Annotated in this window: 28 protein-coding genes and 1 riboswitch; of the genes, 25 read left to right on the forward strand and 3 right to left on the reverse strand. The window is 51.5% G+C overall.

The features are described 5' to 3' along the window. Positions 1 to 8: 8 nt before the first annotated feature. Positions 9 to 707: a lipoyl(octanoyl) transferase LipB gene (gene lipB, locus H8B09_RS08170; protein ID WP_191203763.1), complete on the forward strand. Its 699-nt coding sequence runs from the start codon at positions 9 to 11 to the stop codon at positions 705 to 707. Positions 708 to 709: 2 nt separating this feature from the next. On the opposite strand, the gene prli42 is transcribed toward lipB, so the two are convergent. Continuing rightward, entirely contained in the window at positions 710 to 805 is a 96-nt protein-coding gene (gene prli42, locus H8B09_RS08175; RefSeq protein ID WP_191203025.1) for a stressosome-associated protein Prli42, read from the reverse strand. A gap of 148 nt (positions 806 to 953) precedes the next feature. On the opposite strand from prli42, the gene H8B09_RS08180 reads away from it, so the two are divergent. Further along, a complete protein-coding gene (locus H8B09_RS08180; RefSeq protein WP_191203026.1) occupies positions 954 to 2,084 on the forward strand; it encodes a M20/M25/M40 family metallo-hydrolase in 1,131 nt (376 codons plus the stop codon). An 84-nt stretch (positions 2,085 to 2,168) separates the two neighbouring features. Here H8B09_RS08180 and mciZ read toward each other — a convergent pair whose 3' ends face one another. Continuing rightward, entirely contained in the window at positions 2,169 to 2,324 is a 156-nt protein-coding gene (mciZ, locus tag H8B09_RS08185) for a Z-ring formation inhibitor MciZ (RefSeq protein ID WP_191203027.1), read from the reverse strand. A gap of 202 nt (positions 2,325 to 2,526) precedes the next feature. On the opposite strand from mciZ, the gene H8B09_RS08190 reads away from it, so the two are divergent. From H8B09_RS08190 to fur, 3 genes are all read left to right on the forward strand, one after another. Continuing rightward, positions 2,527 to 3,087, forward strand: a complete 561-nt coding sequence (locus H8B09_RS08190) for an NUDIX domain-containing protein (RefSeq protein WP_318152561.1) — start codon at positions 2,527 to 2,529, stop codon at positions 3,085 to 3,087. Positions 3,088 to 3,218: 131 nt separating this feature from the next. Then, positions 3,219 to 3,845, forward strand: coding sequence for a stage II sporulation protein M (spoIIM, locus tag H8B09_RS08195; protein WP_191203028.1), 627 nt, complete (start codon positions 3,219 to 3,221; stop codon positions 3,843 to 3,845). Positions 3,846 to 3,952: 107 nt separating this feature from the next. Then, on the forward strand, positions 3,953 to 4,438 hold the full coding sequence (fur, locus tag H8B09_RS08200; RefSeq protein ID WP_191203029.1) for a ferric iron uptake transcriptional regulator: 486 nt from the start codon (positions 3,953 to 3,955) through the stop codon (positions 4,436 to 4,438). A 70-nt stretch (positions 4,439 to 4,508) separates the two neighbouring features. Here fur and H8B09_RS08205 read toward each other — a convergent pair whose 3' ends face one another. After that, the gene (locus H8B09_RS08205) at positions 4,509 to 5,882 is read right to left on the reverse strand and encodes a S8 family peptidase (RefSeq protein ID WP_224753408.1); all 1,374 of its coding nucleotides are present in this window, start codon (positions 5,880 to 5,882) and stop codon (positions 4,509 to 4,511) included. Between the two features lie 277 nt (positions 5,883 to 6,159). Between H8B09_RS08205 and ald the strand changes: the two genes are divergently transcribed. From ald to ribH, 20 genes are all read left to right on the forward strand, one after another. Continuing rightward, positions 6,160 to 7,260 carry an alanine dehydrogenase gene (gene ald / locus H8B09_RS08210; protein ID WP_191203031.1) on the forward strand — a complete coding sequence of 367 codons (1,101 nt, stop codon included), beginning with the start codon at positions 6,160 to 6,162 and terminating at the stop codon, positions 7,258 to 7,260. 88 nt (positions 7,261 to 7,348) lie between these two features. After that, positions 7,349 to 7,579 (forward strand): DUF4227 family protein, encoded by a 231-nt coding sequence (locus H8B09_RS08215; RefSeq protein WP_191203032.1) that lies wholly within the window; start codon positions 7,349 to 7,351, stop codon positions 7,577 to 7,579. Between the two features lie 200 nt (positions 7,580 to 7,779). Beyond that, the gene (locus H8B09_RS08220) at positions 7,780 to 8,670 is read left to right on the forward strand and encodes a tyrosine recombinase (protein WP_191203033.1); all 891 of its coding nucleotides are present in this window, start codon (positions 7,780 to 7,782) and stop codon (positions 8,668 to 8,670) included. Between the two features lie 54 nt (positions 8,671 to 8,724). Continuing rightward, a complete protein-coding gene (gene deoB, locus H8B09_RS08225) occupies positions 8,725 to 9,903 on the forward strand; it encodes a phosphopentomutase (RefSeq protein ID WP_191203034.1) in 1,179 nt (392 codons plus the stop codon). A gap of 51 nt (positions 9,904 to 9,954) precedes the next feature. Then, positions 9,955 to 10,797, forward strand: a complete 843-nt coding sequence (locus H8B09_RS08230; RefSeq protein WP_191203035.1) for a purine-nucleoside phosphorylase — start codon at positions 9,955 to 9,957, stop codon at positions 10,795 to 10,797. A gap of 110 nt (positions 10,798 to 10,907) precedes the next feature. Further along, a complete protein-coding gene (locus tag H8B09_RS08235) occupies positions 10,908 to 11,099 on the forward strand; it encodes an aspartyl-phosphate phosphatase Spo0E family protein (protein WP_191203036.1) in 192 nt (63 codons plus the stop codon). 223 nt (positions 11,100 to 11,322) lie between these two features. Next, positions 11,323 to 12,624 carry a thymidine phosphorylase gene (locus tag H8B09_RS08240; RefSeq protein ID WP_191203037.1) on the forward strand — a complete coding sequence of 434 codons (1,302 nt, stop codon included), beginning with the start codon at positions 11,323 to 11,325 and terminating at the stop codon, positions 12,622 to 12,624. 247 nt (positions 12,625 to 12,871) lie between these two features. Continuing rightward, positions 12,872 to 14,020 carry a D-alanyl-D-alanine carboxypeptidase family protein gene (locus H8B09_RS08245; RefSeq protein ID WP_191203765.1) on the forward strand — a complete coding sequence of 383 codons (1,149 nt, stop codon included), beginning with the start codon at positions 12,872 to 12,874 and terminating at the stop codon, positions 14,018 to 14,020. Positions 14,021 to 14,136: 116 nt separating this feature from the next. Beyond that, on the forward strand, positions 14,137 to 14,490 hold the full coding sequence (gene spoIIAA / locus H8B09_RS08250) for an anti-sigma F factor antagonist (RefSeq protein WP_191203038.1): 354 nt from the start codon (positions 14,137 to 14,139) through the stop codon (positions 14,488 to 14,490). Then, positions 14,487 to 14,942 carry an anti-sigma F factor gene (gene spoIIAB / locus H8B09_RS08255; protein ID WP_191203039.1) on the forward strand — a complete coding sequence of 152 codons (456 nt, stop codon included), beginning with the start codon at positions 14,487 to 14,489 and terminating at the stop codon, positions 14,940 to 14,942. Before spoIIAA ends, spoIIAB begins: the two co-directional genes overlap by 4 nt. Positions 14,943 to 14,962: 20 nt before the next feature. Continuing rightward, a complete protein-coding gene (sigF, locus tag H8B09_RS08260) occupies positions 14,963 to 15,718 on the forward strand; it encodes an RNA polymerase sporulation sigma factor SigF (RefSeq protein WP_110043451.1) in 756 nt (251 codons plus the stop codon). 193 nt (positions 15,719 to 15,911) lie between these two features. Then, positions 15,912 to 16,538, forward strand: a complete 627-nt coding sequence (locus H8B09_RS08265; protein WP_224753499.1) for a stage V sporulation protein AA — start codon at positions 15,912 to 15,914, stop codon at positions 16,536 to 16,538. Further along, positions 16,501 to 16,959, forward strand: coding sequence for a stage V sporulation protein AB (locus H8B09_RS08270; protein ID WP_191203041.1), 459 nt, complete (start codon positions 16,501 to 16,503; stop codon positions 16,957 to 16,959). The genes H8B09_RS08265 and H8B09_RS08270 overlap by 38 nt, the downstream gene beginning before the upstream one ends. A gap of 405 nt (positions 16,960 to 17,364) precedes the next feature. After that, positions 17,365 to 19,041, forward strand: a complete 1,677-nt coding sequence (locus tag H8B09_RS08275; RefSeq protein ID WP_397376061.1) for a spore germination protein — start codon at positions 17,365 to 17,367, stop codon at positions 19,039 to 19,041. Between the two features lie 137 nt (positions 19,042 to 19,178). Further along, complete coding sequence (lysA, locus tag H8B09_RS08280) at positions 19,179 to 20,504, forward strand: diaminopimelate decarboxylase (protein ID WP_191203043.1); 1,326 nt, start codon at positions 19,179 to 19,181, stop codon at positions 20,502 to 20,504. Positions 20,505 to 20,568: 64 nt separating this feature from the next. Further along, entirely contained in the window at positions 20,569 to 21,000 is a 432-nt protein-coding gene (locus tag H8B09_RS08285; RefSeq protein ID WP_191203044.1) for a peptidylprolyl isomerase, read from the forward strand. 174 nt (positions 21,001 to 21,174) lie between these two features. After that, positions 21,175 to 21,380, forward strand: a riboswitch (FMN riboswitch). A gap of 178 nt (positions 21,381 to 21,558) precedes the next feature. Next, complete coding sequence (gene ribD / locus H8B09_RS08290; protein ID WP_191203045.1) at positions 21,559 to 22,689, forward strand: bifunctional diaminohydroxyphosphoribosylaminopyrimidine deaminase/5-amino-6-(5-phosphoribosylamino)uracil reductase RibD; 1,131 nt, start codon at positions 21,559 to 21,561, stop codon at positions 22,687 to 22,689. 5 nt (positions 22,690 to 22,694) lie between these two features. Next, a complete protein-coding gene (gene ribE / locus H8B09_RS08295; protein WP_191203046.1) occupies positions 22,695 to 23,366 on the forward strand; it encodes a riboflavin synthase in 672 nt (223 codons plus the stop codon). 47 nt (positions 23,367 to 23,413) lie between these two features. After that, a complete protein-coding gene (locus H8B09_RS08300) occupies positions 23,414 to 24,610 on the forward strand; it encodes a bifunctional 3,4-dihydroxy-2-butanone-4-phosphate synthase/GTP cyclohydrolase II (protein ID WP_191203047.1) in 1,197 nt (398 codons plus the stop codon). A gap of 43 nt (positions 24,611 to 24,653) precedes the next feature. Beyond that, entirely contained in the window at positions 24,654 to 25,121 is a 468-nt protein-coding gene (gene ribH, locus H8B09_RS08305; RefSeq protein ID WP_191203048.1) for a 6,7-dimethyl-8-ribityllumazine synthase, read from the forward strand. Positions 25,122 to 25,179 lie beyond the last annotated feature (58 nt).

The following is a 25,179-nucleotide window of genomic DNA, read 5'->3' on the forward strand; positions in this document are numbered from 1 at the left end:
AGATGGGGATGAATGAACAACAGTTGCGCGAGCTAGATGCGCGCTACATCCCGCTCATCGGCTATGCGGAAGCATGGGAGCTGCAGAAAGCTTACGTGAAAGAGATCGACAAGGAGGAGCGGCGCGAGACGCTGCTCCTTCTTCAGCATCCGCCTACGTATACGCTGGGCACGGATCTGCACCGTGAACATCTGCTGCTTGATGAAGCGGAATTGAAGGAACGCGGAATCTCCGTGTTTGAAATCGACAGAGGCGGGGACATTACGTATCATGGGCCTGGACAGCTAGTCGGCTACCCGCTTATTTATCTGGATGCGGAGAACTTGGACTTGCACGGTTATCTTCGCAGCTTGGAGCAGGCTATTATAGAGTGGTTAGCTGGTTACGGAATTGTTGGCGGTCGCAAATCGGAATATACCGGCGTATGGGTTGGCGATTTGAAAATCGCGGCGATCGGAGTGAAGTTTAATCGTGCACGCACGCGCCGCGGATTTGTGACGAGCCACGGTTTTGCGCTTAATCTGAAGGCTGGAATCGGTGGGGAAGGCTTCCAAGGCATTATCCCTTGCGGAATCTCGCAGTACGGGGTTACATCGTTCGAGGATTTGACAGGCGAGGCGATGACGCCTGAACGGGCGGCGGCGGAGCTTCTGCCGCATTTCTGCCGCCAATTCGGCTTCAAGCTCCCGGAGGGAGCGCTTCTCTAGCGTTAGAGCAAGAAGCTTATGCCAGAGACGACGACCGACAGGAGCATCGCGGCGAGCATGATCCAGACTACGATTTTGACTACACGACTGCTGAACATCCGGGCACTCTCCTTCCCATGACATGGCTCAAGGTTGAACCTCTTGTCTCTATATCCTATCATAGATAGTAGGACAAATTCACGTCTTCACAGCAAGAGAAATGCACGATTCATGAATAATTTGGAATGAAGAAGCGGAGGGATTGGGATGATTGGGCGCGAGCGGATCATTCAGGAGTTTATGGAGCTTGTCCAAGTGGACAGCGAGACGAGAAACGAAGGACAGATTAGTGTTGTTTTGAAGCAAAAATTCGCTGCGCTTGGCTTGTCGCTCGAAGAAGATGATGCGGCAGCGAAGACGGGACATGGCGCGAACAACTTATTTGCTACCTTGGCTCCTTCTGGCGACTCAAGTGCGCCGGTAATACTGTTCACCTCCCATATGGATACGGTAACGCCAGGCAACGGCATTAAGCCGCGCCTGGATGATGACGGATATATTCGCTCCGACGGTACGACGATTCTCGGCGCGGATGATAAAGCCGGGCTTGCAGCTATGTTTGAAGCGATTCGTGTGCTTAAGGAGCAGCAAATTCCGCATGGCGAGATTCAATTCGTCATTACGGTAGGCGAGGAATCCGGTCTTCTCGGCGCACGGGCGATGGATGGCTCCAAGCTTCGGGCGAAGCTTGGATTCGCGCTTGATTCCAATGGCGAGATTGGCGACATTGCTGTTGCAGCGCCTACGCAGGCGAAAGTAACGATTAAGCTGCACGGCAAATCGGCTCACGCCGGCGTCAATCCAGAGGATGGCATCAGTGCGATCCAAGTCGCTTCCAAGGCGGTTGCGCGTATGCCGCTCGGCCGGATCGACGAAGAGACAACGGCCAATATCGGCCGTTTCGAAGGCGGCGGCGCAACGAACATTGTGTGCGATTATGTGAAGCTTGATGCAGAAGCACGCAGCATCGTACAGCATAAGCTGGATAAGCAAGTAACTGCGATGCGCGAAGCGGTTGAATCGGCAGCAGCGGAATTCGGCGCTCGTGCAGAGTTTGAGAGCGACATTATTTATCCAGCGTTCATGTACGGCGACGGGGATGAAGTGGTTGAGCTTGCCAAGGCCGCAATCCAGTCGCTTGGCCTTACGCCGCGCACGTTCCATTCCGGAGGCGGCAGTGACGCGAATATTTTTAACGGATTGGGTGTTCCCACTGTTAACCTCGCAGTCGGCTACGAGCATATTCATACGACGAAGGAACAAATTAAAGCAGACGACCTGGCGAAGGTTGCGGAATTGGTCGTTGAGATTATCCGTCAATCGACGGCACGAGCTTAACAAGACGGCACGAGCTTAACAATAGGAAGAAGGGCAGCGAGGACGGATTCACCGTTCCTGCTGCCCTTTTTATCATAAGAAACATTAACGTTTCGGACTGCGGCGATGCAAATAATCGACAAGCATCGAAGGAGCGCTTGCGGATTCACGGCTGCGGACAGAAATTTCTTTCAACTGGCGGCGGATTTCCCATCCTTTGCCGACCAATCTGACGCTTTCTTGCGCATAGTATGCTTTCATGAATACCGCTCCTTACATCAGGATCTTTGAACGGAGTTCAAAGTCACTCTGCTGCTACATCAGGATCTTTGAACGTGACATCAGGATCTTTGAACGGAGTTCAAAGTCACTCTGCTTTCGCCTGGGCCGATTTGGTATAATGAAGCATATGCCGTTCGGGGCTGTCGTATGACAAGCCCTCATGATGAAGGGAGATAGAAAGATGACACAGGAGAAATTGGATAGCTGGCAGGAGAAAACGATTCATACCGAACCTATTTTCCAAGGGAAAATCATTTCGCTGCAGGTCGATACGATTGAACTGCCTGATGGGAAGACGGCAACACGCGAGATCGTACGTCATCCAGGCGCAGCAGCGGTTCTCGCTCTGCATGAGGATCGCATGCTCGTTGTTGAACAATACCGGAAGCCGATGGAGAAGTTTCAGGTTGAAATCCCGGCAGGCAAGCTGGATCCAGGTGAAGATCCAATCGTATGTGCAGGACGGGAGCTCGAAGAAGAGACGGGTTACCGCGCTGCATCGCTTCGACCGATCAGCGCTTTCTATACCTCGCCAGGCTTTGCGGATGAGAAGCTGTATCTGTATCTTGCTGAAGGGCTGGAGAAGGGCGCTATGAACCTGGATGAGGATGAATACTTGAGTGTAGAAGCGATAACGCTGGAAGAAGCACTGCGATATATAGAGGAAGGCCGGATTAGCGATGCGAAGACGGTTCTTGCGGTATATGCTTGGCGTCTATACAAGTTGACGGGTGAAGTGTAACACCAACCATTAAGCGATCTTAACAATTTAACGTATGAAATAGCGATTATTACAGCTTAGAGCCACGTCATATCCTCCCTTGTCCAATCATAGATTAGCTATGAAACGCATTTGGACAAGGGGTGGCCCTCGTGAATTCGACGATTTTGAAACGCCGTGCAGCTGACAACATTACACTCTATGTATTCATCGGGGTGCTGTTCGCCGTCGGTGTCGTGTTCGGCGCTTTAGCTGTACATTCATTGACATTGGAGCAGCAGCAGAATTTGTCGGGTGATCTGGATCGATTTATTCGAATGATGGAAGCGGGCATGTTTCCCAATGAAGTGGAGACGTTCTGGGATCGGTTTTTCTTTTATGCCAAATGGATCGGATTAATCGGCGTGCTCGGCATGACGGTCGTTGGACTGCCGCTTGTGCTGGCGCTCGACTTCTTGAAGGGCTCGCTCGTCGGCTTCGCGATTGGTACCGTCGTCAGCGAGCATGGATGGAAAGGGCTTGTGTTCTCGCTAGCGTCTGTTGCGCCGCCGAATGTCATCGTTGTGCCAGCGATCGTCATAGCCAGCGCGGCATCGATTTCTTTTGCCATGCATGTCATTCGCTTCCGTCTGCTTCAGAGCAAAGGTAGGCTGCTTCCTGCATTTGCTTCTCTTTGCTCGATGCTTGGGCTTATGCTGGTCGCTGTAACTGCGGCGGCGCTTGTCGAAGCGTACATTTCGCCGGCTCTCATGCGTTGGGCGGCACCTATGCTGGGCTAGTCTTGTCGATCTGCGGTTTAAATCGTTTGACTTTATTCGCGCAAAGCTCATATAATGAAAGCAAATGTTCCGGAAATGGGCGCAATACGTGTGCGAGGGGGAAAACCATGGAAGCCCGGATCGAGAAAATTAAACAGCAGCTGCAATCGCAGGGCTACAAGTTAACCCCGCAGCGCGAGGCGACCGTTCGCGTGCTGCTGGAGAATGAAGAAGATCACCTAAGTGCGGAAGATGTATTCATGCTCGTGAAAGAGAAAGCGCCGGAGATCGGCCTTGCAACGGTATATCGGACGCTTGAACTGCTGAGCGAGATGCACGTCGTGGAGAAGATGAATTTCGGAGACGGCGTGGCACGTTATGATTTGCGAACGGATAGCAATCAGCACCACCATCATCATCTGATCTGCGTACAATGCGGAACGATGGATGAAATTATGGACGACTGGCTCGGACCGCTGGAAGAGCGTCTGGAGCAGGAGTTCGGCTTTATCGTCGTCGATCATCGCCTTGATTTCCAAGGGGTATGCCGTCGATGCCAAGAGAAGAATGAAGCAGCGGGCCTTGAGTCTGTGCCGTCAACTCGCACGCTCTGATTGAATCAATGAAAGTCCATGGACAACGACTTCCGCACAAGGCTGTGCGGAAGTTTTTTCGTCTCATGGACTATTTGGCTTTTTTTACGAATCGACTGGCTGCGGCTGGCGCTGATTTCCGTGTTGGCGTCCGTCTTGGACGCTCGAGAGAGGTCGACGTACGTTTTACAGCCTGTGCAGTCTTAGTTCGATTGCGAGTCTTCTGCCGTGAAGATGGCGGCCGGAAGAGCCGTTTCTTGCGTCGATTGACGAGTGGCTCGGAAGGCTGGGCTCCCGATTCAGCCGCAATGCCTGCCAGCTGCATAATACCAGAGCCTTGGGCTTGCTGATTGTAACCGTTTAGATTTTTCGCCCACGACTTAAGCTTCTTGGAAACCTGATCCGGTGTAAGGGATTTGTCAGCAGCGAGCACTAACGCTGCACCTCCAGCGACGTGAGGACAGGACATTGAAGTGCCGCTCATCTCGACATAACCGCTGTTTGGTGTGAGGGATCGTATGTTGGTGCCTGGCGCTGTAATGTCGATGCCTTCGCCGCGACTGCTATACGAGGCGATCTCGTCCTTCTGGTTCGATGCCGCAACCGAGATCGTCTCCGAGAAGCTGGCAGGCTCATCGATTCGCCCATTGCTCGTACCGCTGTTACCAGCAGAAGCAACGCACACGATTCCGTTATTATAAGCCTTCTGAATCGCTTCTTGCAGGGCAGCACTTTGTTCGCCGGGCAGCAGACCGAAGCTCATATTAATAACTTGGATTTTGTTGTTGATGCACCAGTTAATGCCTTCAATGATATCGGAGATATAACCAAGGCCTTCATGGTCTAATGCTTTTATTGCATATAGGCTTGCTTTCGGAGCCACGCCTGGCTGCAGACCATCCTTGCCTGTCGCTGCTACAATGCCAGCGACATGTGTGCCGTGGCCGTTATCGTCGTAATAAGACGATTTGCTATTCGTTGTGTTGATACCGCCTGCAATAGCAAGATTAGCATGCTTGGCGATTCCTGTGTCAATGATGGCTACGCGCACTCCGTCTCCTTCGGTTTTCGCCCAGACGTCAGGTGCTTGCACGCGGCAGATGTTCCAAGTTGCGTGGTCAGGACAATTGCCAGCTCCACTGTTATTTCGTCTGCGCGCACCGCTGCGCTGGCCGGCGGGAAGTGCATGCGTGCGTACGCGCGCATCCTTCTCGATAAATTTAATGCCGGCGGGAAGCGATGTAATACGTGCTTTGTTCTTTAAGCTCCGTGTATTCATATAACAGCAAATGACACGACTCGATTTGATCGTTTTGATCGGTTTGATGCCTTTGCGCTCCAAATATTGAACCAGTTGATTATAGGAGGTTTTGCCTCGAAAGCCGATGAGGTGTCTCGACGTATGTTTTGCGGCGGAAGTTCGGACACATTGCCCGAATAGCTTTTCCAGATGCAGTTGGGCCAAGGTTATCGTCTCTCCTTCGATCCGTGCAGGATGGGACTCCATTCGTTTGCGGCTACAGTCATAGTATGGAGACCTCTGCGCTCAGTCACGGCGTATGGCCGCTGCGGCACATATTTTTACTGCGGCAGGAGAATCGTATGTTGTAGGACTGTCAGCGGCTCAGCTGTCATAATACAAATTATGAGGTCGTTCAAAAAGTCCACTAATCCGGACTGTTTGAACACGCACTTTATGAATAGGGCATTAGTCCGCTGTTGCGGCAGAGGGGGACGAGAGCATGCGAATCGGCGTGCCGAAAGAAATTAAGAATAATGAATTTCGCGTGGCATTAACACCGGCAGGTGCCATGCAGCTGAAAGCTGGTGGCCATCGTGTACTGGTGCAGCGTGGTGTCGGTGTTGGCAGCGGATTTACAGATGACGAATATGCAGAGGCTGGTGCTGAGCTTGCTGCTCATGCAGGAGATGTATGGCGCAACTCCGATATGATTATGAAGGTGAAGGAGCCGCTCCCTGAAGAATATGGTTATTTTCGCAAGGGGTTGATGCTGTTTACTTACCTGCATCTTGCGGCTGCGATAGAGTTAGCGAAGGCGCTCGCTGGTGCAGGAGTCAGCGCAGTTGCGTATGAGACGATTCAGCTTGCAAGTGGCGGTCTGCCGCTATTAACTCCGATGAGCGAGGTTGCAGGACGGATGGCGGTTCAACTAGGAGCACAGTATCTAGAATCGTTCTACGGCGGCCGTGGCGTGTTATTAGGGGGTGTACCAGGTGTGCCTCCAGCAGATATCGTTATTATTGGAGGAGGAATTGTAGGGACGAATGCGGCCAAAATCGCGCTCGGAATGGGCGCAAGCGTTGTCGTCTTGGAGAAAAGCGCAGAACGTATGCGTTACCTGGACGATATATTCGGCGGACGTCTTCGCACGCTTGCATCGAATCCCCCGAACATTGCATCTGCCGTACGCAAAGCGGATCTGCTGATCGGTGCCGTGCTTATCCCTGGTGCAAGAGCGCCTCATCTCGTAACAGAAGAAATGGTCAAGACGATGAAGAAGGGTTCGGTCATCGTGGATGTAGCAGTTGACCAAGGTGGATCCATTGCGACTGTAGATCGTCCAACGACACATGAGCATCCAATCTATGTGAAGCATGATGTTATCCATTATGCGGTTGCGAATATTCCTGGAGCTGTGCCACGTACCTCTACACTGGCGCTGACGAATGCAACGCTGCCCTATGCTCGTGCGCTTGCAGATAAAGGAATGGCTGCCGCAATGAAGGACCCCGCGCTTCGCAAAGGGGTTAACACTCATAACGGCGCTGTGACGAATGAAGCAGTAGCGCAAGCGGTCGGATTGCCATACACGCCATTCTAGAAATGATGGAATTCGATAGGCTTGGCCGAATGAACAAGCGAATCCCTGCATATGGTGAACCAATACGATACGCAGGAGGCGATTGCTAATGGTCGTATCCATTCGCCAATGGTTTGGAAGATTGGTATTTGTGTTGTTGTTCATGCTGCTGACAATGATCGCTTTCGGTGGTTACAGATGGCTCATTGACGTTGTTGCGCCGGTCGATCCGTACCGTGAGCCTCACGGAAGGGCGCTGAAGGTGTCCGGCACGCTGCAGACACCAGACGAGAGCACGATGAGTGACCGGCTTCGCTGGTTCTATTGGTATGGCGAATGATGAGTCGATAGTAACGACACGACGACTCGCATGCGGCATAATAAGCGCTCAGGCTGTACCTACTGCAGCCTGTTTTGAGCTGTCTATTCGTGCAATTGAGTGACCTTCTGACGACAATCGCCATCGCATGCAGGAATTTGGAGTCATGCTGTGGAATGTTTAAGTGCACGTCATTCGACTGCGGAAAGGATAGCTGAATCATGGAGACGGAGCTGCAATCGTTTATTCAGGATGCGTCATACGAAAGGTCGCTGTCTGACAATACGCTTGCATCTTATGAACGAGACGTGAGACATTTTATCCGCTATGCAGCGGAGTCGGGCATCCATACGGCTCGTGATGTGAAGAAACACCATATGGCGCGTTATTGGCTAGTGCTGAGACATGAAGGACGCAAGAATGCGTCACTGTCCCGTTATCGGGTATCTCTTCGCGCGTTCTTTCGCTATTTGATGGACAAGCGGCTTGTAGACGCTGATCCTACATCAGATATGGATGCGCCGAAGCCGGATAGTCCGCCGCCGCTTATTATACCTGCGGAGCAGGTGGAGCGTCTGCTTGCTGCGCCTGACCGTGCTGAGCCGATCGGGATTCGGGATATGGCAATTCTGGAAACATTGTATGCGACTGGTATTCGCGTATCCGAATTGATCGCCCTTGAGGTGACCGATGTACACATCAGCCTCGGTTTTATCCGCTGTGCTGCCGGAAGCAAGGAACGTATCGTACCAATCGGCCGATCTGCACAAGCTGCGATAGAGACTTATCTCAGTACTGTACGAACGGATCTGGGACGCAGCCATCCGGAAGAGCAAGCGTTATTCCTCAATCGAAGAGGAGAGCGGCTCACAAGGCAAGGGCTGTGGAAAATAGTGAAAAAATATGCGCTTGCAGCAGGCATTGAAGGTGAACTGACTCCGCATTCGCTGCGGCACTCGTTCGCTGCGCATTTGCTTGAGAACGGCGCTGATGTAAGATCTGTTCAAGAGATGCTTGGCCACACAGGCCTTGCTGCTACACAGAAATATGTTCAACTAACCAAGTCGCGAATGAAAGAAGTGTATGAACGCTCGCATCCGCGAGCCAAATAATGTTCGTACCGGATGGATCAAAGAAATGATCCTGATGTCAGGAGGGACTATCATATGCGGTTTCAACGTATTGCGTTGATTGTGCTTGACAGCGTAGGTATCGGAGAGATGCCGGATGCTGCGCGGTTCGGAGATGCCGGTGCACACACGCTGGGGCACATTATTCGCGAAGTGCCAGATTTGCAAATGTCGAGGATGCGCCGCTGGGGATTGGACCGAATTGCTGAACTTCCGGGCTGGACGCCTTGCAAAGAACAGCCTGCAGCATTTTATGGCAAAATGTCAGAGGCTTCTGTCGGCAAGGATACGATGACGGGACATTGGGAAATTGCGGGGCTTAAAGTGACGATTCCGTTCCAGACGTTCCCGAATGGGTTTCCAGAGGAATTGATCCGCACCTTCGAGGAGCGGACTGGACGAGCGGTAATCGGCAACAAGCCTGCGAGCGGCACCGAAATACTCGTAGAGCTTGGCGAGGAGCAAATGAAGACCGGCGCATGGATTGTCTATACCTCTGCTGATAGTGTCTTCCAGATTGCTGCACATGAGGAAATCATTCCACTTGATGAGTTGTATCGCGCATGCGAAATCGCCCGCGAATTGACGATGGATCCTCGGTATGCAGTAGGGCGCGTCATTGCTAGGCCGTATGTGGGTACCCCTGGTGCTTTCGTCCGTACGCCGAATCGACATGATTACGCGTTAAAGCCGCCTGAGCCTACGGTGCTTAATGCATTGAAGGACAATGGATATGATGTGATAGCAGTCGGCAAAATCAACGATATTTTCGATGGGGAAGGCATTACCGAATCAATGCCGACGAAAAGCAATGAAGATGGAATTCGCAAGACGCTGGAGCGGCTGGAGACGAGCTTTGAAGGTTTGTTATTTACAAATCTTGTCGATTTCGATTCCTTGTATGGACATCGGCGCGATCCGGCTGGTTATGCAAAGGCGCTTGAGGTATTCGACAGAGCTGTACCGGAGCTTGAGAAAAGGCTGGGACCACGCGACTTGCTTATCGTGACGGCGGACCATGGCAACGATCCAACTCATGCAGGCACAGATCATACGCGTGAATTCGTCCCGCTGCTGCTGTACAGCCCAGCGTTTGTCACGCCTGGCTCCATCGGGGTGAGACCAACCTTCGCGGATATTGCGGCAACGGTAGCGGATAACTTCGGTGTGGCGATGCCGCCTAATGGTGAAAGTTTATTAGATCGGCTAAGCTAAAGGGCTGGTGTAATAGAGATCAATCGACAGGGAGAAGGAGAGAGGAATACGATGGCAAATGAGAACAATGCTGGCAGACTGACAGGGCAAGCCTATGAGGAAGCTGCGGCTTATATACGGCAGCAGACAAGCATTCAGCCAGAGGTCGGATTAATACTTGGCTCTGGACTAGGTGTATTAGCCGATTACATAACGGATGCGACGACGATTGCATATGGCGATATCCCGCATTTTCCAATTTCGACTGTTGAAGGTCACGCAGGGGAATTGCTCATCGGTCGATTGAATGGCAGACCAGTTGTTCTGATGAAGGGCCGTTTCCACATGTACGAGGGTTACTTACCTGAACTGACGAGCTTCCCGGTACGCGTGATGAAGGAGCTGGGTATTTCGAAACTCGTCGTAACGAATGCGGCAGGGGGCATTAACACGGACTATGAGCCTGGCGATCTAATGCTCATCTCCGATCATATTAATCTGACTGGACGAAATCCGCTTATCGGACCTAACGAGGATCGATTTGGTGTTCGCTTCCCGGATATGTCCGAGGCTTACAGCCGTCGGCTTCGCGCACTCGCACAAGAGACTGCGCAGGCTGCTGGCTTCTCGCTGCGAGAGGGCGTTTATATCGGCGTTCTTGGTCCATCCTATGAAACGCCTGCAGAAATCCGAATGATGCGCACGATTGGCGCTGATGCTGTAGGCATGTCGACAATCGCGGAAGTCGTCGCAGCGCGTCATTGTCGTATTGAAGTGCTCGGCATCTCGTGCATTAGCAACATGGCTTCGGGTATATTGGATCAGCCGTTGTCCCATGAAGAAGTAATGGAAACGACGGAACGCGTGAAAAACCGCTTCCTTCAGCTCGTATCCGACGTCGTACCGAAGCTGTAACCGTCGTTATTTGTCGGTTAAAAAATTTGCTTCACCGACTCAATATGACATACATTGTACGAAATTCACAGTACAATGTTCGTGATTATAGATGTGGAGTGGAGCGAGAGATGAACAATTCCCTGTACGTAAGTCTAGAAGAACTTCGTGGCAGAATGGTAGATACCGCCCTGTTAAGGAACACCTTGCAGGACCGCGACGTGCTGCACTTAAGTCAGCAGCTGGATACGTTAATCGTACAAGCCCTGACAGAGCAGCATCGTTCGCGGTGCCACAATAAACCTACACCCGAGGAGGACTAACGTCTTATGCGGGATGTAGAATTTATGCGGAACAATCGCAAGCAGTCAACGGGAGTTCTTTTACGAAATCGATTTCTTAATTTATGGCTGTTGCCAAGGCTCTATACCTGTTGATCAGATGTCGGCCTGTGGCAGCAGCTATTTTGTTTGAGCGCTTTATGTCAAACGATTGTGGTCGAGATCGTTGGCTCGAATGAAATCTCATCTATAGGAGAATTGCACAATGAGAATGTCCGATATCATTGATAAGAAGAAGTATGACACGGAGTTGTCCTTCGAAGAAATTCAGTATGTCATTCATGGTTATGTGAATGGCACAATTCCTGATTATCAAGTGTCTGCTTGGCTTATGACGGTCTATTTCAATGGCATGAGCGAAGAGGAAGCTTTTTATTTAACGAAAGCAATGATCGAGTCGGGTGACCAATTGGATCTGTCCGCGATATCGAAAGCGAAAGTGGACAAGCATTCAACCGGCGGCGTAGGCGATAAAGTATCGCTGATCATTGCGCCGATTATTGCTTGCTTCGATCTTGCGATGGCCAAAATGTCAGGTCGGGGACTCGGGCTCACGGGCGGAACGATTGATAAGCTTGAATCCATTCCGAACATTAACGTCGAACAACCCGTAGATACCTTCATTGATACGGTTAAGTCCGTCGGATTTGCGCTTATTGGGCAGACCGGCAATCTGGTTCCGGCAGATAAGAAGCTGTATGCGCTTCGGGATGTAACCGGAACGGTTGATTCCATTCCGCTCATTGCAAGCTCGATCGTGAGCAAAAAAATTGCGGCAGGAAACGACATTATTCTGCTTGATGTGAAATTCGGCCAAGGTGCTTTCATGAAGGATGCTGAATCGGCCAAAGAGCTGGCGGCAAGCATGATCGGCATTGGCGGTCGCTTCAATAAGAAGTTTGCAGCCCTTATTACGGATATGAACCAGCCTTTAGGTTCAATGGTCGGTAATGCATTCGAGGTATACGAAAGCATTGAGATTTTGAAAGGCAGAGGCGATTCCCATTTACGTCAAATATGTGTGGACACTGTTGCCTATCTGCTTCGTCTATCCGAACAATTCGCTGAACTAGACGAGGCGATTGAACAGATCAACAAGGTAATTGACGATGGATCGGCTTATAACAAGTTTGCGGAGTATGTACAAGCATTCGGCGGGAACTTAGATGTGTTCGAAGATGAGAATTGGGTATTCAGCTGCACTTCCAAGCTCGAAATCAAAGCGCTCTGCGATGGCTACATACACCAGATCGATGCTGAAACAATCGGCAGAGCAGCGATGATCGCTGGTGCGGGAAGAGAGAAGAAAGAGGATTCCATCGATCATCATGCAGGTATTCAATTCATCAAGCAGTACGGTGATGAAGTTCAAGAGGGTGACGTTGTCGGCTACCTGTATACGAACAAGTCGATTGCGTCGGAATTGATCGCTGATCTGCAGCAAGCCGTTCATATTAAGCCAAGCGCCCCGGCTGACCATAAACATATTTATTCGTATATGGAGTAGCTCAGTGTTTATAGGGAACAGCAGATAGACCGAATCTCAACAGGGTTCGGTCTTTTTGTATGCAGGAATTGGGAATAAATTGGCTGAAGACTGTCCATAATGGGAAGGAAAAAGATGGCCGCTGTGTGTTCCGTCCTTCCAATGCTGTAACTTCAGCTCGGATGGAACAAGGCCGCAACATGCTCAGGAGGGATCGTTCTTGTTCAAGTCTGTCTGTACTAAATTATTCGTTAGCGCCTTAGCGCTCATGCTGCTTCTGCCGGCAGTGTACGCTTCCGCCGCAGAACCTACGCCGCCGAACGCTTCTTCAGCTTCCCCTGCGGTCAATTTGGCACCGTCTGCGCGCTCAGCTGTGCTGATGGATGCTGACAGCGGTACGGTTATTTTTGATAAAAACAGCCATGATAAGCTGCCGCCTGCCAGCATTACGAAGATTATGACGATGCTGCTCATCATGGAGGCGCTTGATGACGGCCGTCTGAAATTGACCGACAAAGTGTCGACGAGCGAATATGCGGCTTCCATGGGCGGTTCACAGATCTTCCTTGAACCAGGCGAAGAGATGACAGTTGATGAGATGATCAAAGGCATTGCGCTCGCATCAGGCAACGACGCATCCGTTGCGATGGCGGAGAAGCTTGCTGGTTCAGAGGCACAGTTCGTCAACATGATGAATGAGAAGGCTAAGCAGCTAGGCATGAACGATACGCATTTTGCGAACTGCAACGGCCTACCGGTTGCAGACCACTATACGTCAGCGCATGATATCGCTGTAATGTCACGCGAGCTGCTGAAGCATACCGAGATTACGAAGTATACGGGGATGTATCAGGACTACCTCCGCAAGTCATCGGAGAAGCCATTCTGGCTCGTTAATACGAATAAGCTCGTACGCTTCTATACAGGAGCTGACGGTTTGAAAACTGGCTTCACGAATGAAGCGAAGTTCTGCTTGTCGGCAACGGCACGTCGCGATGGTCTGCGTGTCATTGCAGTTGTAATGGGCGAGCCGAATACGAAGACGCGTAATGCAGAAGTGGCATCCATGCTCGATTATTCGTTCGCGCAGTATACGAACTACTCGATCTTCAAGCAGGGCGATCCAATTGGCAAGGTGCCAGTGGAGAAAGGCCAAGTTGCACAGCTGGAATTGACAGCTACTCATCCATACAGCGTATTGATGCGTAAAGGCGCATCAACCGGCGATATTCGTCATGAGCTGCAGCTCGATAAGAATATTAAAGCGCCTCTTAAGATTGGTGATCGCATTGGCCGAATTGTCGTATATCAGGGCAATCAGCAATTAACCGAGTTCGAGGTTCAATCGCCGATTACGGTAGAGAAGGCAAGTTGGTGGACGTTGATGAAGCGGACTTGTTCCGGTCTATTCAGCTAAATTAAGAAGCGCAATTTGTCGGCTCATAGCGTCGCGGTTCTAGTTTTGTCGTGAGGCAGGAATGGGGAGGCTCTGCGGAGAAATGCTTGTTCATCACGGGGAGGAGTGAACAGGATATGAGTCTTCAAGTAGAGTTGGAGCACCAACGTAATGTGTTGATTGTGCGCCTGAGAGGAGAGCTTGACCATCACACGGCTGACAATGTTCGGCTCCGGATGGAAGAAGCTATCCTGAAGAGTACAGTCGAGCATGTCGTTCTCAGCCTGAAGGATTTGATCTTCATGGATAGCTCCGGTCTCGGTGTCATACTTGGCCGATATAAGCAGCTGAAGGCAAAGGGCGGCGTAATGGCCGTCTGTGACGTGAATAAAAGTGTATACCGGCTGCTCGAGATGTCAGGCTTGTTCAAAATTTTGGCTGTTCACGATAATGAGCGCGCGGCGCTCACCAGTCTGGAGGTCGTATCATGAACGAGACGAGAGCTGCCAATACGATGCGCGTAACGTTCTCCGCCCGCAGTGAGAATGAGGCGTTCGCCAGGATTACCGTCGCCGCCTTCATTACGCATTTGGACCCGACGCTAGATGAGCTGAACGACCTGAAGACGGTTGTGTCCGAAGCGGTAACGAATTCGATTATTCACGGTTACGATAATGATCCTGCTCGATTTATCACGATTGAAGCATCGATCGAAGACGAAACGCTGCATCTGATCGTCAGCGACGAGGGCAATGGAATCGAGGATCTGGAGCTGGCGCGCTCGCCGCTCTATACGTCCAAGCCGGAGCTGGAGCGTTCAGGCATGGGTTTTACGATAATGGAAAATTTCATGGATCGGTTCGAAGTGACGAGCGAGCCCGGCCGTGGTACACGGATCGAGATGTCGAAGCGAATCGAATCGAAAAAAGCGCTGTTTAATTAGGCGCATAGGGGTTGGACCTCATGGAAGTCGATTTGAAGCAAACGGCGCAGCCGTATTTGGATGACGCAGAAGTGAAGCGTCTTATCGCCCTGAGCCAGTCAGGAGACAGCGTGTCTCGGGACACGCTTGTCCACTGCAACATTCGGCTCGTATGGTCGGTCGTGCAGCGGTTTATGAATCGCGGGTACGAGCCTGACGACCTGTTCCAGATCGGCTGTATCGGACTGCTGAAGTCGGTCGACAAATTCGATTTGTCTTACGACGTCAAGTTTTCGACCTATGCGGTACCGATGATTATAGGCGAGATCCAGCGCTTTCTGCGCGATGATGGAACGCTGAAGGTAAGCCGATCGCTTAAGGAAACAGCGAATAAAGTGCGCAAGATGAAGGACGAGCTGTCCAAGACGCTTGGCCGCCTGCCGACGATTAACGAGGTGGCGGAAGGGCTTGGCATATCGCCTGAGGACGTCGTATTCGCACAGGAGGCGAATAAGCCTCCCACCTCCATACATGAGACGGTATTCGAGAATGATGGCGACCCGATCACCCTTATGGACCAAATTGCTGACGATACGCAAGAGAGATGGTTCGACAAGCTGGCATTGGCAGAAGCGATAGAAGGGCTTGCGGAACGCGAGCGGCTTATCGTCTATCTGCGGTACTTCCGCGACCAGACGCAGTCGGAAGTCGCAAGCAGGCTTGGCATCTCGCAAGTGCAAGTATCGCGGCTTGAGAAAAAAATATTGCAGCTCATCAAAAACCAAATCGCCCAATAAGCGGCGATTTGGTTTTTTTAATGCCAATGCAGCCATACTATCGAAGAACCGTTATGCACAATTAATTGCATGTTCAAAAAGTACGGTTTTCACAAGCGGACTTTTTGAACTACCTCACAAAGGTTGTATGTCGCTTGCAACAGGGGGTGTTGGGCGCTTGGAAGGGAATGTTTCGGCACCGACGGTGCTTTATATGCGGCTGAAGAAGCGGGTTCATATCCATGCCGGCGACACGGTAACTCTGGGGATGACTGCAAAGCTGCTGACCGATGATAGCATTGCAGAAGTGCTGGAATCACTTGTTCTGTATCACCATCAGACGGCTGACGGCAACCGTGTCGTCATCGATCTGCTGCAGATGATACGTGTGATCCGTTCACACTTTCCGAACCTGACGATCGAGACATTCGGCGAGCCGCAAGTGCTCCTGATGGTTGGCGAGAAGGCAGAGCGTCCACGAATGCCGGTGCTCCTTATTTCATGGCTGCTGTTATTTTTCGGCGCGGGGCTTGCCATTATGAACTTTCACACGGATGTAAGCATGAAGCAAGTTCATATGCGAATCGCTGAGCTCGTCACAGGCAAGCACGAGGAGCACCCGCTTTGGTTCCAGATACCATACTCGGCAGGCATCGGTCTCGGTATGCTGCTGTTCTTTAACCATCTGTTTAAGAAACGGTTTAATGAGGAACCGAATCCGCTTGAAGTGGAGCTGTATTTGTATCAGGAGAACGTCAACGCCTATGTCGTAGCGGAAGAGATGCGCAAGAAGCAAGGCGGCCATGGGCCAAGCGGTCCGGCAGGTGAACCTCATGCTTGATCTTGGCCGTAATCTATTCGTTGCGATGCTTGGACTGGGAGGCGGAATTGCTGTCGGATCGGGGCTCGTCTCTTTGCTCATCATTCTGGACTTGATTCCACGTCTGGCTCAATTGGGCAAGGCGTATCGGCAATCGGTATGGTTTGAAACGGCGGTCACAGCAGGAGCGCTATTCTGGACGGTGGCTGACTTATTAAACTGGAGACTGTATTTGCCTAACCACTTCGTTATGCCGATTGCAGGCATGCTGGATGGACTGTTCGTCGGTATGCTTGCAGCAGCGCTGACGGAAGTGATGAACGTGCTCCCCATATTGGCGAAACGAATGTCGCTGTCTAAGCATATAGCAACGCTAGTGTGGGCGATGGTATTGGGCAAGACAGCAGGCTCGCTGTTTGATTGGCTCTATTATCAGTGGTAAGCAACAAGGAGGACGGAGGACGCTATGCGAAATCGGGATAGACAGACACCAGACGATCAAACGTTCATCATACCGGAAATGATCACGATGATGGAGGAGTTGGAAGACGAAGATTCAATCGATCACGATTCTGCCCCGAGATCCATGCACAGCCGCGACGATGAATCTGATGAGGATCTTACGGCTGTTATTGAGGAGATAAGCGAGCCGCCAGTACGGGAAGCTAAACCGAAGGCTGAACGTGGTGCTGTCGCTCCATCAGATCATCGCGACCCACATAATGGCGAGAGCGGCAAGAAACGTGTATCGCAGGAGGATCTCGATATTGAGCTGTTGTCACTTATTAAGGACAAACAACGGCTGCATCAGCTGTTGTCTGCTGAGCTTGTATCCAAGGAACCAGCCGTGCATAATAGCCAGTCGGCACAGCAGGGAGGAGAAGACAAGCAGCATAAGGCGGCGAATCGCAATGGCGAGAGTAGTCATGGCGACCATGGGGGTCACTCTGATCACGCGGGGCAAACTGCACATTCATCCCAACAGCACGGCGGTAACCCAAATAAAGGGAAGAAGCAAGAACATAATAAATTGCAGCATTCCGATCCTCATGGCGATCAGCAGGAGCAATTCGAACCTATACCGGCCAGCATTGATGGATATCTAAAGAAGCTGGAAGATGCGGGTTTCCATACTAGCTTTGATATTGTAGTGCGTGAGATGACGCTGGGCGATAAGCGGACTTCACTGTTTTTCTACAACGGTCTCGTCAAGGATACCGTACTAACCGATGTACTCACTCGATTGACCTACTTGCAGCCGGAATCGATATCGACGAATGCCGTTCATGACTTCCTGCACTACTATGTGCCTGCCGTTCAAGTAAAGGCTGTCGATAAGTGGAATGATATGATGATCGAGGTTATGTCAGGAGCTTCTGCATTCTACATTGATGGTGAAGACAAAGCGATTATCATCGATGCCAAAGCGTTCCCGGCGCGTGGACCGGAAGAGCCTTCGCTGGAGCGCGTCGTTCGCGGCGCAAGGGACGGCTTCGTCGAGACGCTAATGGTCAATGTATCGCTCGTTCGTCGGCGGCTGCGTGATCCCATGCTTAGATACGAGATTGTTCGCGTTGGTGAGCGTACTCAGACAGACGTCTGTATCGCATATGTGGAAGACATTACAGATCCAGAACTGATTGAGTCGATTCGCGACAAAATCAAGCAGGTGAAGCTAGACGGCCTGCCACTTGCGGACAAACAGCTTGAGGAAGCGACAGTCAAGAGGGGCTGGAATCCGTATCCGCTTGTCCGATACTCGGAACGGCCAGACGTTGTTGCGGCTCACTTGCTTGAAGGCAACGTCGCCGTATTCGTGGATACATCGCCAAGTGTTATGCTGCTGCCAACGACGTTCTTCGATCTCGTCCAGCATGCGGAAGAGAATCGTCAGACGCCGTTCATGGGCACTTATTTGAGATGGGTGCGTTTCATCGGCATTATGGCTTCGCTGTTCCTGCTGCCAATCTGGTTCTTATTCGTGTTAGAGCCAAGTCTGAAGCCAGCAGCGCTGGATTTCATCGGCCCGACGAAGATGGCTAAGATTCCGATGGTCGTTCAATTCCTGTTAGCTGAGCTTGGTGTCGATCTGCTGCGCATGGCAGCCGTCCATACGCCAACGCCGCTAGCTACAGCAATGTCCCTCATCGCAGCGATTATGATCGGCGATATCGCTGTATCGACCGGGCTGTTCATTAACGAGGTCATCCTGTATATGGCGATTGCCGCAGTCGGTATGTTCGCAACGCCGAGCTATGAGCTTGGACTTGCTAACCGTATCGTTCGCATTCTTCTCATTGTGTGCGTAGCGTCGTTCAAAGTGCCGGGTTTCGTCATTGCGACAACGCTCGTCATGCTGATACTCTCGATGGAGCGTTCATTCAACCGTCCGTATATGTGGCCGTTCATTCCGTTCGATCTGAAAGCGATGATCAACATCATCGTACGGCCGCCAGTGTTGTACAATCGGACTCGTCCGAATCTGCTCCGTCCGAAGCAGCGGGATAAAATGCCTCGCACCTAGAGGAGTGCCAAAATTAGTGCAAATGAAATGATGAAAAATACATTTCTCCGATAGATGGTTTAGAGTATACTGATGACATTGGGTACAAATGAAATTGGTATTCCTATACATCATTTACTATCGGAGGGATTTTGTCCATGTTTTTGCACGGGACTAGTGAAATTAATGATAAAGGACATCTACAAATCGGCGGATGCGACACAACGGTGCTTGCACAAGAGTTCGGCACGCCGCTTTATATCGTAGACGAAGGACTCGTTCGTCAGCGTGCACGTGAATTTGTTGAAGCTTTCAAAGCGACAGGTCTGAAGTTCCAAGTCGCTTATGCAAGCAAAGCGTTCAGCGTAATGGCAATGTGCGCAATCGCAGAGCAAGAAGGCTTGTCGCTTGACGTCGTATCCGACGGCGAGCTGTACACGGCGCTGCAAGCGGGATTCCCAGTTGAACGTATTCACTTCCACGGCAATAACAAGACGCCTGACGAGATCAATATGGCGCTTGATGCTGGCATCGGCTGCTTCGTAGTCGACAACTTTATCGAGATGAGCCTTCTGAACGCTCTGGCAGCGGACAAAGGCAAGACGGCTAACGTACTGCTTCGCATTACGCCAGGCGTAGAAGCGCATACGCATGACTACATCTCGACCGGTCAGCAAGATTCGAAGTTCGGTTTCGACCTTGGCAACGGTACGGCATTCCGCGCGATCGAAGAGACGTTGAAGCTGACGAACCTGAACCTGCTCGGCGTTCACTCGCATATCGGCTCGCAAATTTTCGAAGTTGAAGGCTTCGGCATGGCGGTTGATAAAGTAGCGAAATTCGCTGTTCAAGTTCGCAACGAACTCGGCACAACGTTCTCCGTTATCAACGTAGGCGGCGGCTTCGGTATTCGTTATGTTGAAGGCGACACTCCGCTTCCGCTTGCAACGTATGTTAACGCAATTGCTGATGCGATCATCTCGAACTTCACATCTGCTGAATACCCAACGCCAGAGATCTGGATCGAGCCAGGCCGCAGTATGGTTGGCGACGCGGGTACGACGCTGTACACGATCGGCACGAACAAAGAAATTCCAGGCGTACGCAAATATATCGCGGTTGACGGCGGTATGACGGATAACCCGCGTCCTGCACTGTACGGCTCGAAGTACGACGCGCTTCTCGCGAATCGTGCGAACGCAGCTAACGAAGAGACCGTTTCTGTAGCCGGCAAATGCTGCGAGAGCGGCGACATGCTCATCTGGGATCTTGAGCTGCCGAAATCCGAGTCTGGCGACCTGCTTGCTGTATTCTGCACAGGAGCGTATAATTACGCAATGGCGAGCAACTACAATCGGATTCGTCGTCCGGCTGTCGTATTCGTCAAAGACGGCGAAGCATCGCTTGCGGTTAAACGCGAATCGCTGAATGACATCGTCGCGAACGATGTTATTCCACAACGCCTCCGTAAGGCGAACGTATAAGTATTCGTGTATCGCAGAGCGTGCATTCGCGCGATCACTTTGAGGAATCAGGAGTTGAACGATAATGGCTAAACAAGCACACATTACCCTTTCGAACGGCGCTGTCGTTAAGATCGATCTGTTCGAGAAAGATGCACCGAATACGGTAGCGAACTTCGAGAAGCTGGCTAACGAAGGCTTCTACAACGGTCTTGTATTCCACCGCGTTATCCCAGGTTTCGTCGCTCAAGGCGGCTGCCCAAGCGGCACTGGCACAGGCGGCCCTGGTTACACGATTGATTGTGAGATCAATCCGAACAAACATGAGCGTGGCACGCTTGCAATGGCTCATGCTGGCCGTAACACGGGCGGCAGCCAATTCTACATCTGCTACAAGCCACAACCGCACCTTGACGGCGTTCACACTGTATTCGGCAAAGTTGCTGAAGGCATGGAACAAGTAGACGCTTTCAAAGGCCGCGACAAAATGGAAAAGGTCGAAATCGTCGAAGTATAATCGCGATCTCGTCCTTCCGTAGGAAGCCGCGGGGACACGACAAGCTATTGTCGATGATCCCGCGGCTTCTTGCAATCAAGCCGTCTAACCTTGCAAATTAGTAATCTGAGTGGTATAGTTTACGAAACTATATCGTTGCCGCTCAACAGCGGCGAATAGGTAATACAATAGGCGACTTTCCTTCGGGGTGCGGTGAGATTCCGAACCGGCGGTGATCGTTGGAAGCTATTTATGCTACCGTATGTACGGCGCAAGCTTCCGGCGTCAGTCCGTGACCCGAAGTCTCGTAATATCTTTCGTGTCCTGCACGTAGAAGAGGCTTCGGTGGACCTGGTGCAATTCCGGGACCGACAGTATAGTCTGGATGGGAGAAGGGAAGCATTCAACAAATACGCCATTCGTACGGGTTTCTTTGTCATCTTTGTTTATATAGATGATATCGTGACCCTCGCTTGCGTATGCTTTGAATGTTTTTCACAACACAATAACGCCAGCGTACCAGCGCAAGCGTTACCCATCCCCCCGTCGGCAGTCTGCCGGTCGGGGGGATTTTTGATTATGTCTGCAATCATGAATGACGAATTTTATATGAAACTCGCTTTGCAGATGGCAGAGAGCGCAAGCGGCCAGACGAGCATCAATCCCGTCGTTGGTTGCGTCATTGTGAAGGAAGGGCGTGTAGTAGGCCTTGGCGCGCATCTGAAGCGGGGCGAAGGGCATGCAGAGGTGAATGCGCTCCGTATGGCTGGCGCAGAAGCGGAAGGCGCGACAGCCTATGTAACGTTGGAGCCCTGCAGCCATTATCGGAAACTGACGCCGCCTTGTTGTGATCGATTAATCGAGGCGAAGGTAGCTCGGGTCATCATTGCTGCGCTGGATCCGAATCCGGAGGTGGCGGGAACCGGTGTCGCACGCTTGCGGGAAGCGGGCATCGAAGTGTCCCATGGACTGTTGGGACAGCAGTCGCTCGACATGAACGAAGCTTATAACAAATACATTCTGACCCGTCTTCCATACGTTACACTCAAATCGGCGTCGACATTGGATGGCAAGGTCGCCGCTCGTACAGGGGATAGCCGCTGGATCTCTGGTGCTGTGTCGCGGCAGGCAGTACATACGATGCGGCATCGCAATGCGGGCATTATGATCGGCATCGGCACACTGCTTGCCGACGATCCACAGCTAACGACTCGACTTGAGGTGGCTGCCCTGCATCCGACCCGCATCATTGTTGATTCGAAGCTTCGGATTCCGCTTACGGCTCGTGTCGTTACAGATGGCGAAGCGCCAACAATCATTCTGACTACAGCCAGCGCGGATGCTGATAAGCGTCAAGCACTGCAAGCGGCTGGCGTTGAAGTCATTGATTGCGGTGATGGAGCTAGCGTTGATCTTGCAGAAGCTATGAGGCTGCTCGGCGAGCGAGAGATTAGTTCGATTTTGCTGGAAGGCGGAGGTCGGTTGAATGGTTCCATGCTCGAGGCGGGCCTGGTTGACAAAATCGCTTTGTTCATCGCACCGAAGCTGATCGGCGGCGGTGCAGCAGCACCAGCAGCATTCGAGTTCAGCGGCTTCGACAAGATGGCGGATGCCATCACGCTTGAAGCGGTCAAATATGAGCAGCATGGCGATGACATGGCCATTGTCGGTTATCCGTCTAATCGGCACAAGCCGGCAGAGAGGAGTTGATCGGCGTGTTCACAGGGTTGATTGAAGAAGTAGGGAAACTTCGCAGCGCGTCCCGAGCTGGAGAAGCAATGGTGCTGACGATCGAAGCCTCGCATATTGTTGAAGGTGTCGCAATTGGCGACAGCATCTCGGTGAATGGCGTCTGTTTAACGGTTATCTCATTCACGCGGACATCGTTCCAAGCGGATGTAATGCCGCAGACGTATCGTCATTCGAACTTGAAAGATTTGAAGCCTGGCTCGAAGGTAAACCTAGAGCGGGCGATGGCGGCGGGCGGACGATTCGGCGGCCATATCGTACAGGGCCATATTGATGGTACGGGCGTTATCGTCTCACGTACGGTTGATGCGAATGCAGTTGTGTTCGCGATTCGTGCCGAAGATGAAGAGCCTTTCGCCAAGTATGTCATTCCCAAAGGCTCCATTACGATCGATGGCATCTCGCTTACGGTCATCCGTGCTGAAGGTGGTTCATTCGCAGTTTCAATCATTCCGCATACGCTTGCTCAGACAGCGCTCTATGATAAGCAGCCAGGCGATACGGTCAATCTGGAAGCGGACATCCTCGGGAAATATATTGATCATCTTCTGAATTACCGGGGAAGCGAAGGAAATACGAAGCCCGCAGGACGCGGCGGTTTGACGGCTTCATTCTTGGCGGATAATGGATTTATGTGAACATAAGATTGGAATAGATAGATATTTGGAAAGTGGAGGGGTTAACCATGTCCGAGCAAACACAAAGCGCCGCGCGGCTGCTGGGTGACACATCTGTTTATTTTGACTCCATTGAGGAAGCTATCGAGGATTTGAAACAGGGTAAGCCGATTATCGTTGTCGACGACGAGGATCGGGAGAATGAAGGCGACCTCATCGTGCTGACGGAGAAAGCAACGCCGGAAGCGATCAATTTCATGATTACCGAAGCGCGTGGACTTGTGTGCGTACCAATTACGAGCGAGCGTGCAGAAGCGCTTAATTTGCCCCCGATGGTGAATCATAACACGGATTATCACGGCACAGCGTTTACCGTTTCTGTTGACCATGTATCCACTTCGACAGGCATCTCCGCTCATGAGCGTTCGATGACGGTTATGGCGCTGATCGACGAAACGGCGAAGCCGGAACATTTTCGCAGACCGGGCCACATTTTCCCGCTTATTGCGAAGGAAGGCGGCGTGCTTCGTCGTGCCGGTCATACCGAAGCGGCGATCGATCTAGCGAATATGTGCGGCGCGAAGCCATCTTCGGTCATTTGCGAAATTATTAAAGAAGACGGAACGATGGCGCGGCTGCCCGATCTGATTGAGTTTAAAGAGAAACACGGCCTGAAGCTCATCTCGATTGAAGAGATGATCAAATATCGCAACGGGAAAGAACGGCTGGTGGAACGTGCAGTCGAAACGCCGCTTTCGACCGAGTTTGGTGATTTTACTGTTATCGGTTATTCGAATCAGCTTGACGACAAGGTTCACTTGGCGTTCGTTAAAGGCAAGATCTCGCCAGATCGTCCAACGCTTGTCCGCGTTCACTCGGAGTGCCTGACAGGTGATGTGTTCCACTCGAAAAAGTGCAGCTGCAGCAAGCATCTTGATGCGGCAATGCGTCAGATTAATGAAGCGGGCAACGGAGTTCTGCTTTATATGCGGCAGGACACCAAAAGCGAAGGTTTGCTGAGCAAATTAAAATCTTATCAGCTTCAGGAGCAGGGATTCGACAAGGGCGAGGCGAATAAGAAAGTTGGATTTTATCCGGATTTGCGGGAATATGGCATCGGGGCTCAGATTTTGAAGGATCTTGGCGTACGCCAAATGCGTCTGCTCACGAATAACCCGCGCAAGATTAAAGGACTTGAAGGTTATGGCCTGGAGGTCGTTGATCGGGTTACGTTGAACAAAATACATGACGATTACTGCATCTAATAAATCTAAATCTAATCGTATCCAAGTGGAAGGAAGATGAACAATGAAACATTATGAAGGACATTTAGTATCGCAAGGTTTGAAATATGGTATCGTCGTTGGACGTTTCAATGAATTTATTACGACGAAGCTGCTGTCGGGAGCGCTCGACGCGCTGAAGCGCCATGGCGCAGAAGATTCCGAGATCGAGATCGCTTGGGTGCCAGGCGCATTCGAAATTCCATTCGCGGCTCAGAAAATGGCTGAAAGCGGCAAATATGACGCTGTCATTACGCTGGGTGCGGTAATCCGCGGATCAACGCCTCACTTCGATTTCGTGTGCAACGAAGCGGCTAAAGGCGTTGCAGCTATCGCGCTGAAAACAGGCGTTCCTGCGATCTTCGGCGTATTGACGACGGACTCGATCGAGCAAGCCATTGAGCGCGCTGGCACCAAAGCGGGCAACAAAGGCTGGGAGTCTGCAACGTCGGCAATCGAAATGGCGAACCTGACGCGCCAGCTTCAAGGCTAATCGATTGGAGGCGCTGCTGCGCTGCCAAATCCGTAGAAAGTATTATTCCTGCTGCGGA

Origin of the sequence: Paenibacillus terricola (assembly GCF_014779765.1) — a bacterium.
Classification (GTDB): Bacteria; Bacillota; Bacilli; order Paenibacillales; family Paenibacillaceae; genus Paenibacillus_T; species Paenibacillus_T terricola.

Excerpts from the sequence above, each read along its gene's own strand:
- ald (WP_191203031.1), top strand. The coding sequence starts at position 6,160 with ATGCGAATCGGCGTGCCGAAAGAAATTAAGAATAATGAATTTCGCGTG.
- lysA (WP_191203043.1), top strand. The coding sequence starts at position 19,179 with ATGTTTTTGCACGGGACTAGTGAAATTAATGATAAAGGACATCTACAA.
- H8B09_RS08215 (WP_191203032.1), top strand. The coding sequence starts at position 7,349 with ATGGTCGTATCCATTCGCCAATGGTTTGGAAGATTGGTATTTGTGTTG.
- H8B09_RS08265 (WP_224753499.1), top strand. The coding sequence starts at position 15,912 with ATGCGGCTGAAGAAGCGGGTTCATATCCATGCCGGCGACACGGTAACT.
- deoB (WP_191203034.1), top strand. The coding sequence starts at position 8,725 with ATGCGGTTTCAACGTATTGCGTTGATTGTGCTTGACAGCGTAGGTATC.
- fur (WP_191203029.1), top strand. The coding sequence starts at position 3,953 with ATGGAAGCCCGGATCGAGAAAATTAAACAGCAGCTGCAATCGCAGGGC.
- H8B09_RS08230 (WP_191203035.1), top strand. The coding sequence starts at position 9,955 with ATGGCAAATGAGAACAATGCTGGCAGACTGACAGGGCAAGCCTATGAG.
- H8B09_RS08220 (WP_191203033.1), top strand. The coding sequence starts at position 7,780 with ATGGAGACGGAGCTGCAATCGTTTATTCAGGATGCGTCATACGAAAGG.
- ribD (WP_191203045.1), top strand. The coding sequence starts at position 21,559 with ATGTCTGCAATCATGAATGACGAATTTTATATGAAACTCGCTTTGCAG.
- spoIIAB (WP_191203039.1), top strand. The coding sequence starts at position 14,487 with ATGAACGAGACGAGAGCTGCCAATACGATGCGCGTAACGTTCTCCGCC.
- H8B09_RS08235 (WP_191203036.1), top strand. The coding sequence starts at position 10,908 with ATGAACAATTCCCTGTACGTAAGTCTAGAAGAACTTCGTGGCAGAATG.
- sigF (WP_110043451.1), top strand. The coding sequence starts at position 14,963 with ATGGAAGTCGATTTGAAGCAAACGGCGCAGCCGTATTTGGATGACGCA.
- H8B09_RS08245 (WP_191203765.1), top strand. The coding sequence starts at position 12,872 with ATGCTGCTTCTGCCGGCAGTGTACGCTTCCGCCGCAGAACCTACGCCG.
- spoIIAA (WP_191203038.1), top strand. The coding sequence starts at position 14,137 with ATGAGTCTTCAAGTAGAGTTGGAGCACCAACGTAATGTGTTGATTGTG.
- lipB (WP_191203763.1), top strand. The coding sequence starts at position 9 with ATGAATGAACAACAGTTGCGCGAGCTAGATGCGCGCTACATCCCGCTC.
- H8B09_RS08180 (WP_191203026.1), top strand. The coding sequence starts at position 954 with ATGATTGGGCGCGAGCGGATCATTCAGGAGTTTATGGAGCTTGTCCAA.
- H8B09_RS08190 (WP_318152561.1), top strand. The coding sequence starts at position 2,527 with ATGACACAGGAGAAATTGGATAGCTGGCAGGAGAAAACGATTCATACC.
- prli42 (WP_191203025.1), bottom strand. The coding sequence starts at position 805 with ATGTTCAGCAGTCGTGTAGTCAAAATCGTAGTCTGGATCATGCTCGCC.
- mciZ (WP_191203027.1), bottom strand. The coding sequence starts at position 2,324 with ATGAAAGCATACTATGCGCAAGAAAGCGTCAGATTGGTCGGCAAAGGA.
- H8B09_RS08285 (WP_191203044.1), top strand. The coding sequence starts at position 20,569 with ATGGCTAAACAAGCACACATTACCCTTTCGAACGGCGCTGTCGTTAAG.
- H8B09_RS08300 (WP_191203047.1), top strand. The coding sequence starts at position 23,414 with ATGTCCGAGCAAACACAAAGCGCCGCGCGGCTGCTGGGTGACACATCT.
- H8B09_RS08240 (WP_191203037.1), top strand. The coding sequence starts at position 11,323 with ATGAGAATGTCCGATATCATTGATAAGAAGAAGTATGACACGGAGTTG.
- H8B09_RS08270 (WP_191203041.1), top strand. The coding sequence starts at position 16,501 with ATGGGCCAAGCGGTCCGGCAGGTGAACCTCATGCTTGATCTTGGCCGT.
- ribH (WP_191203048.1), top strand. The coding sequence starts at position 24,654 with ATGAAACATTATGAAGGACATTTAGTATCGCAAGGTTTGAAATATGGT.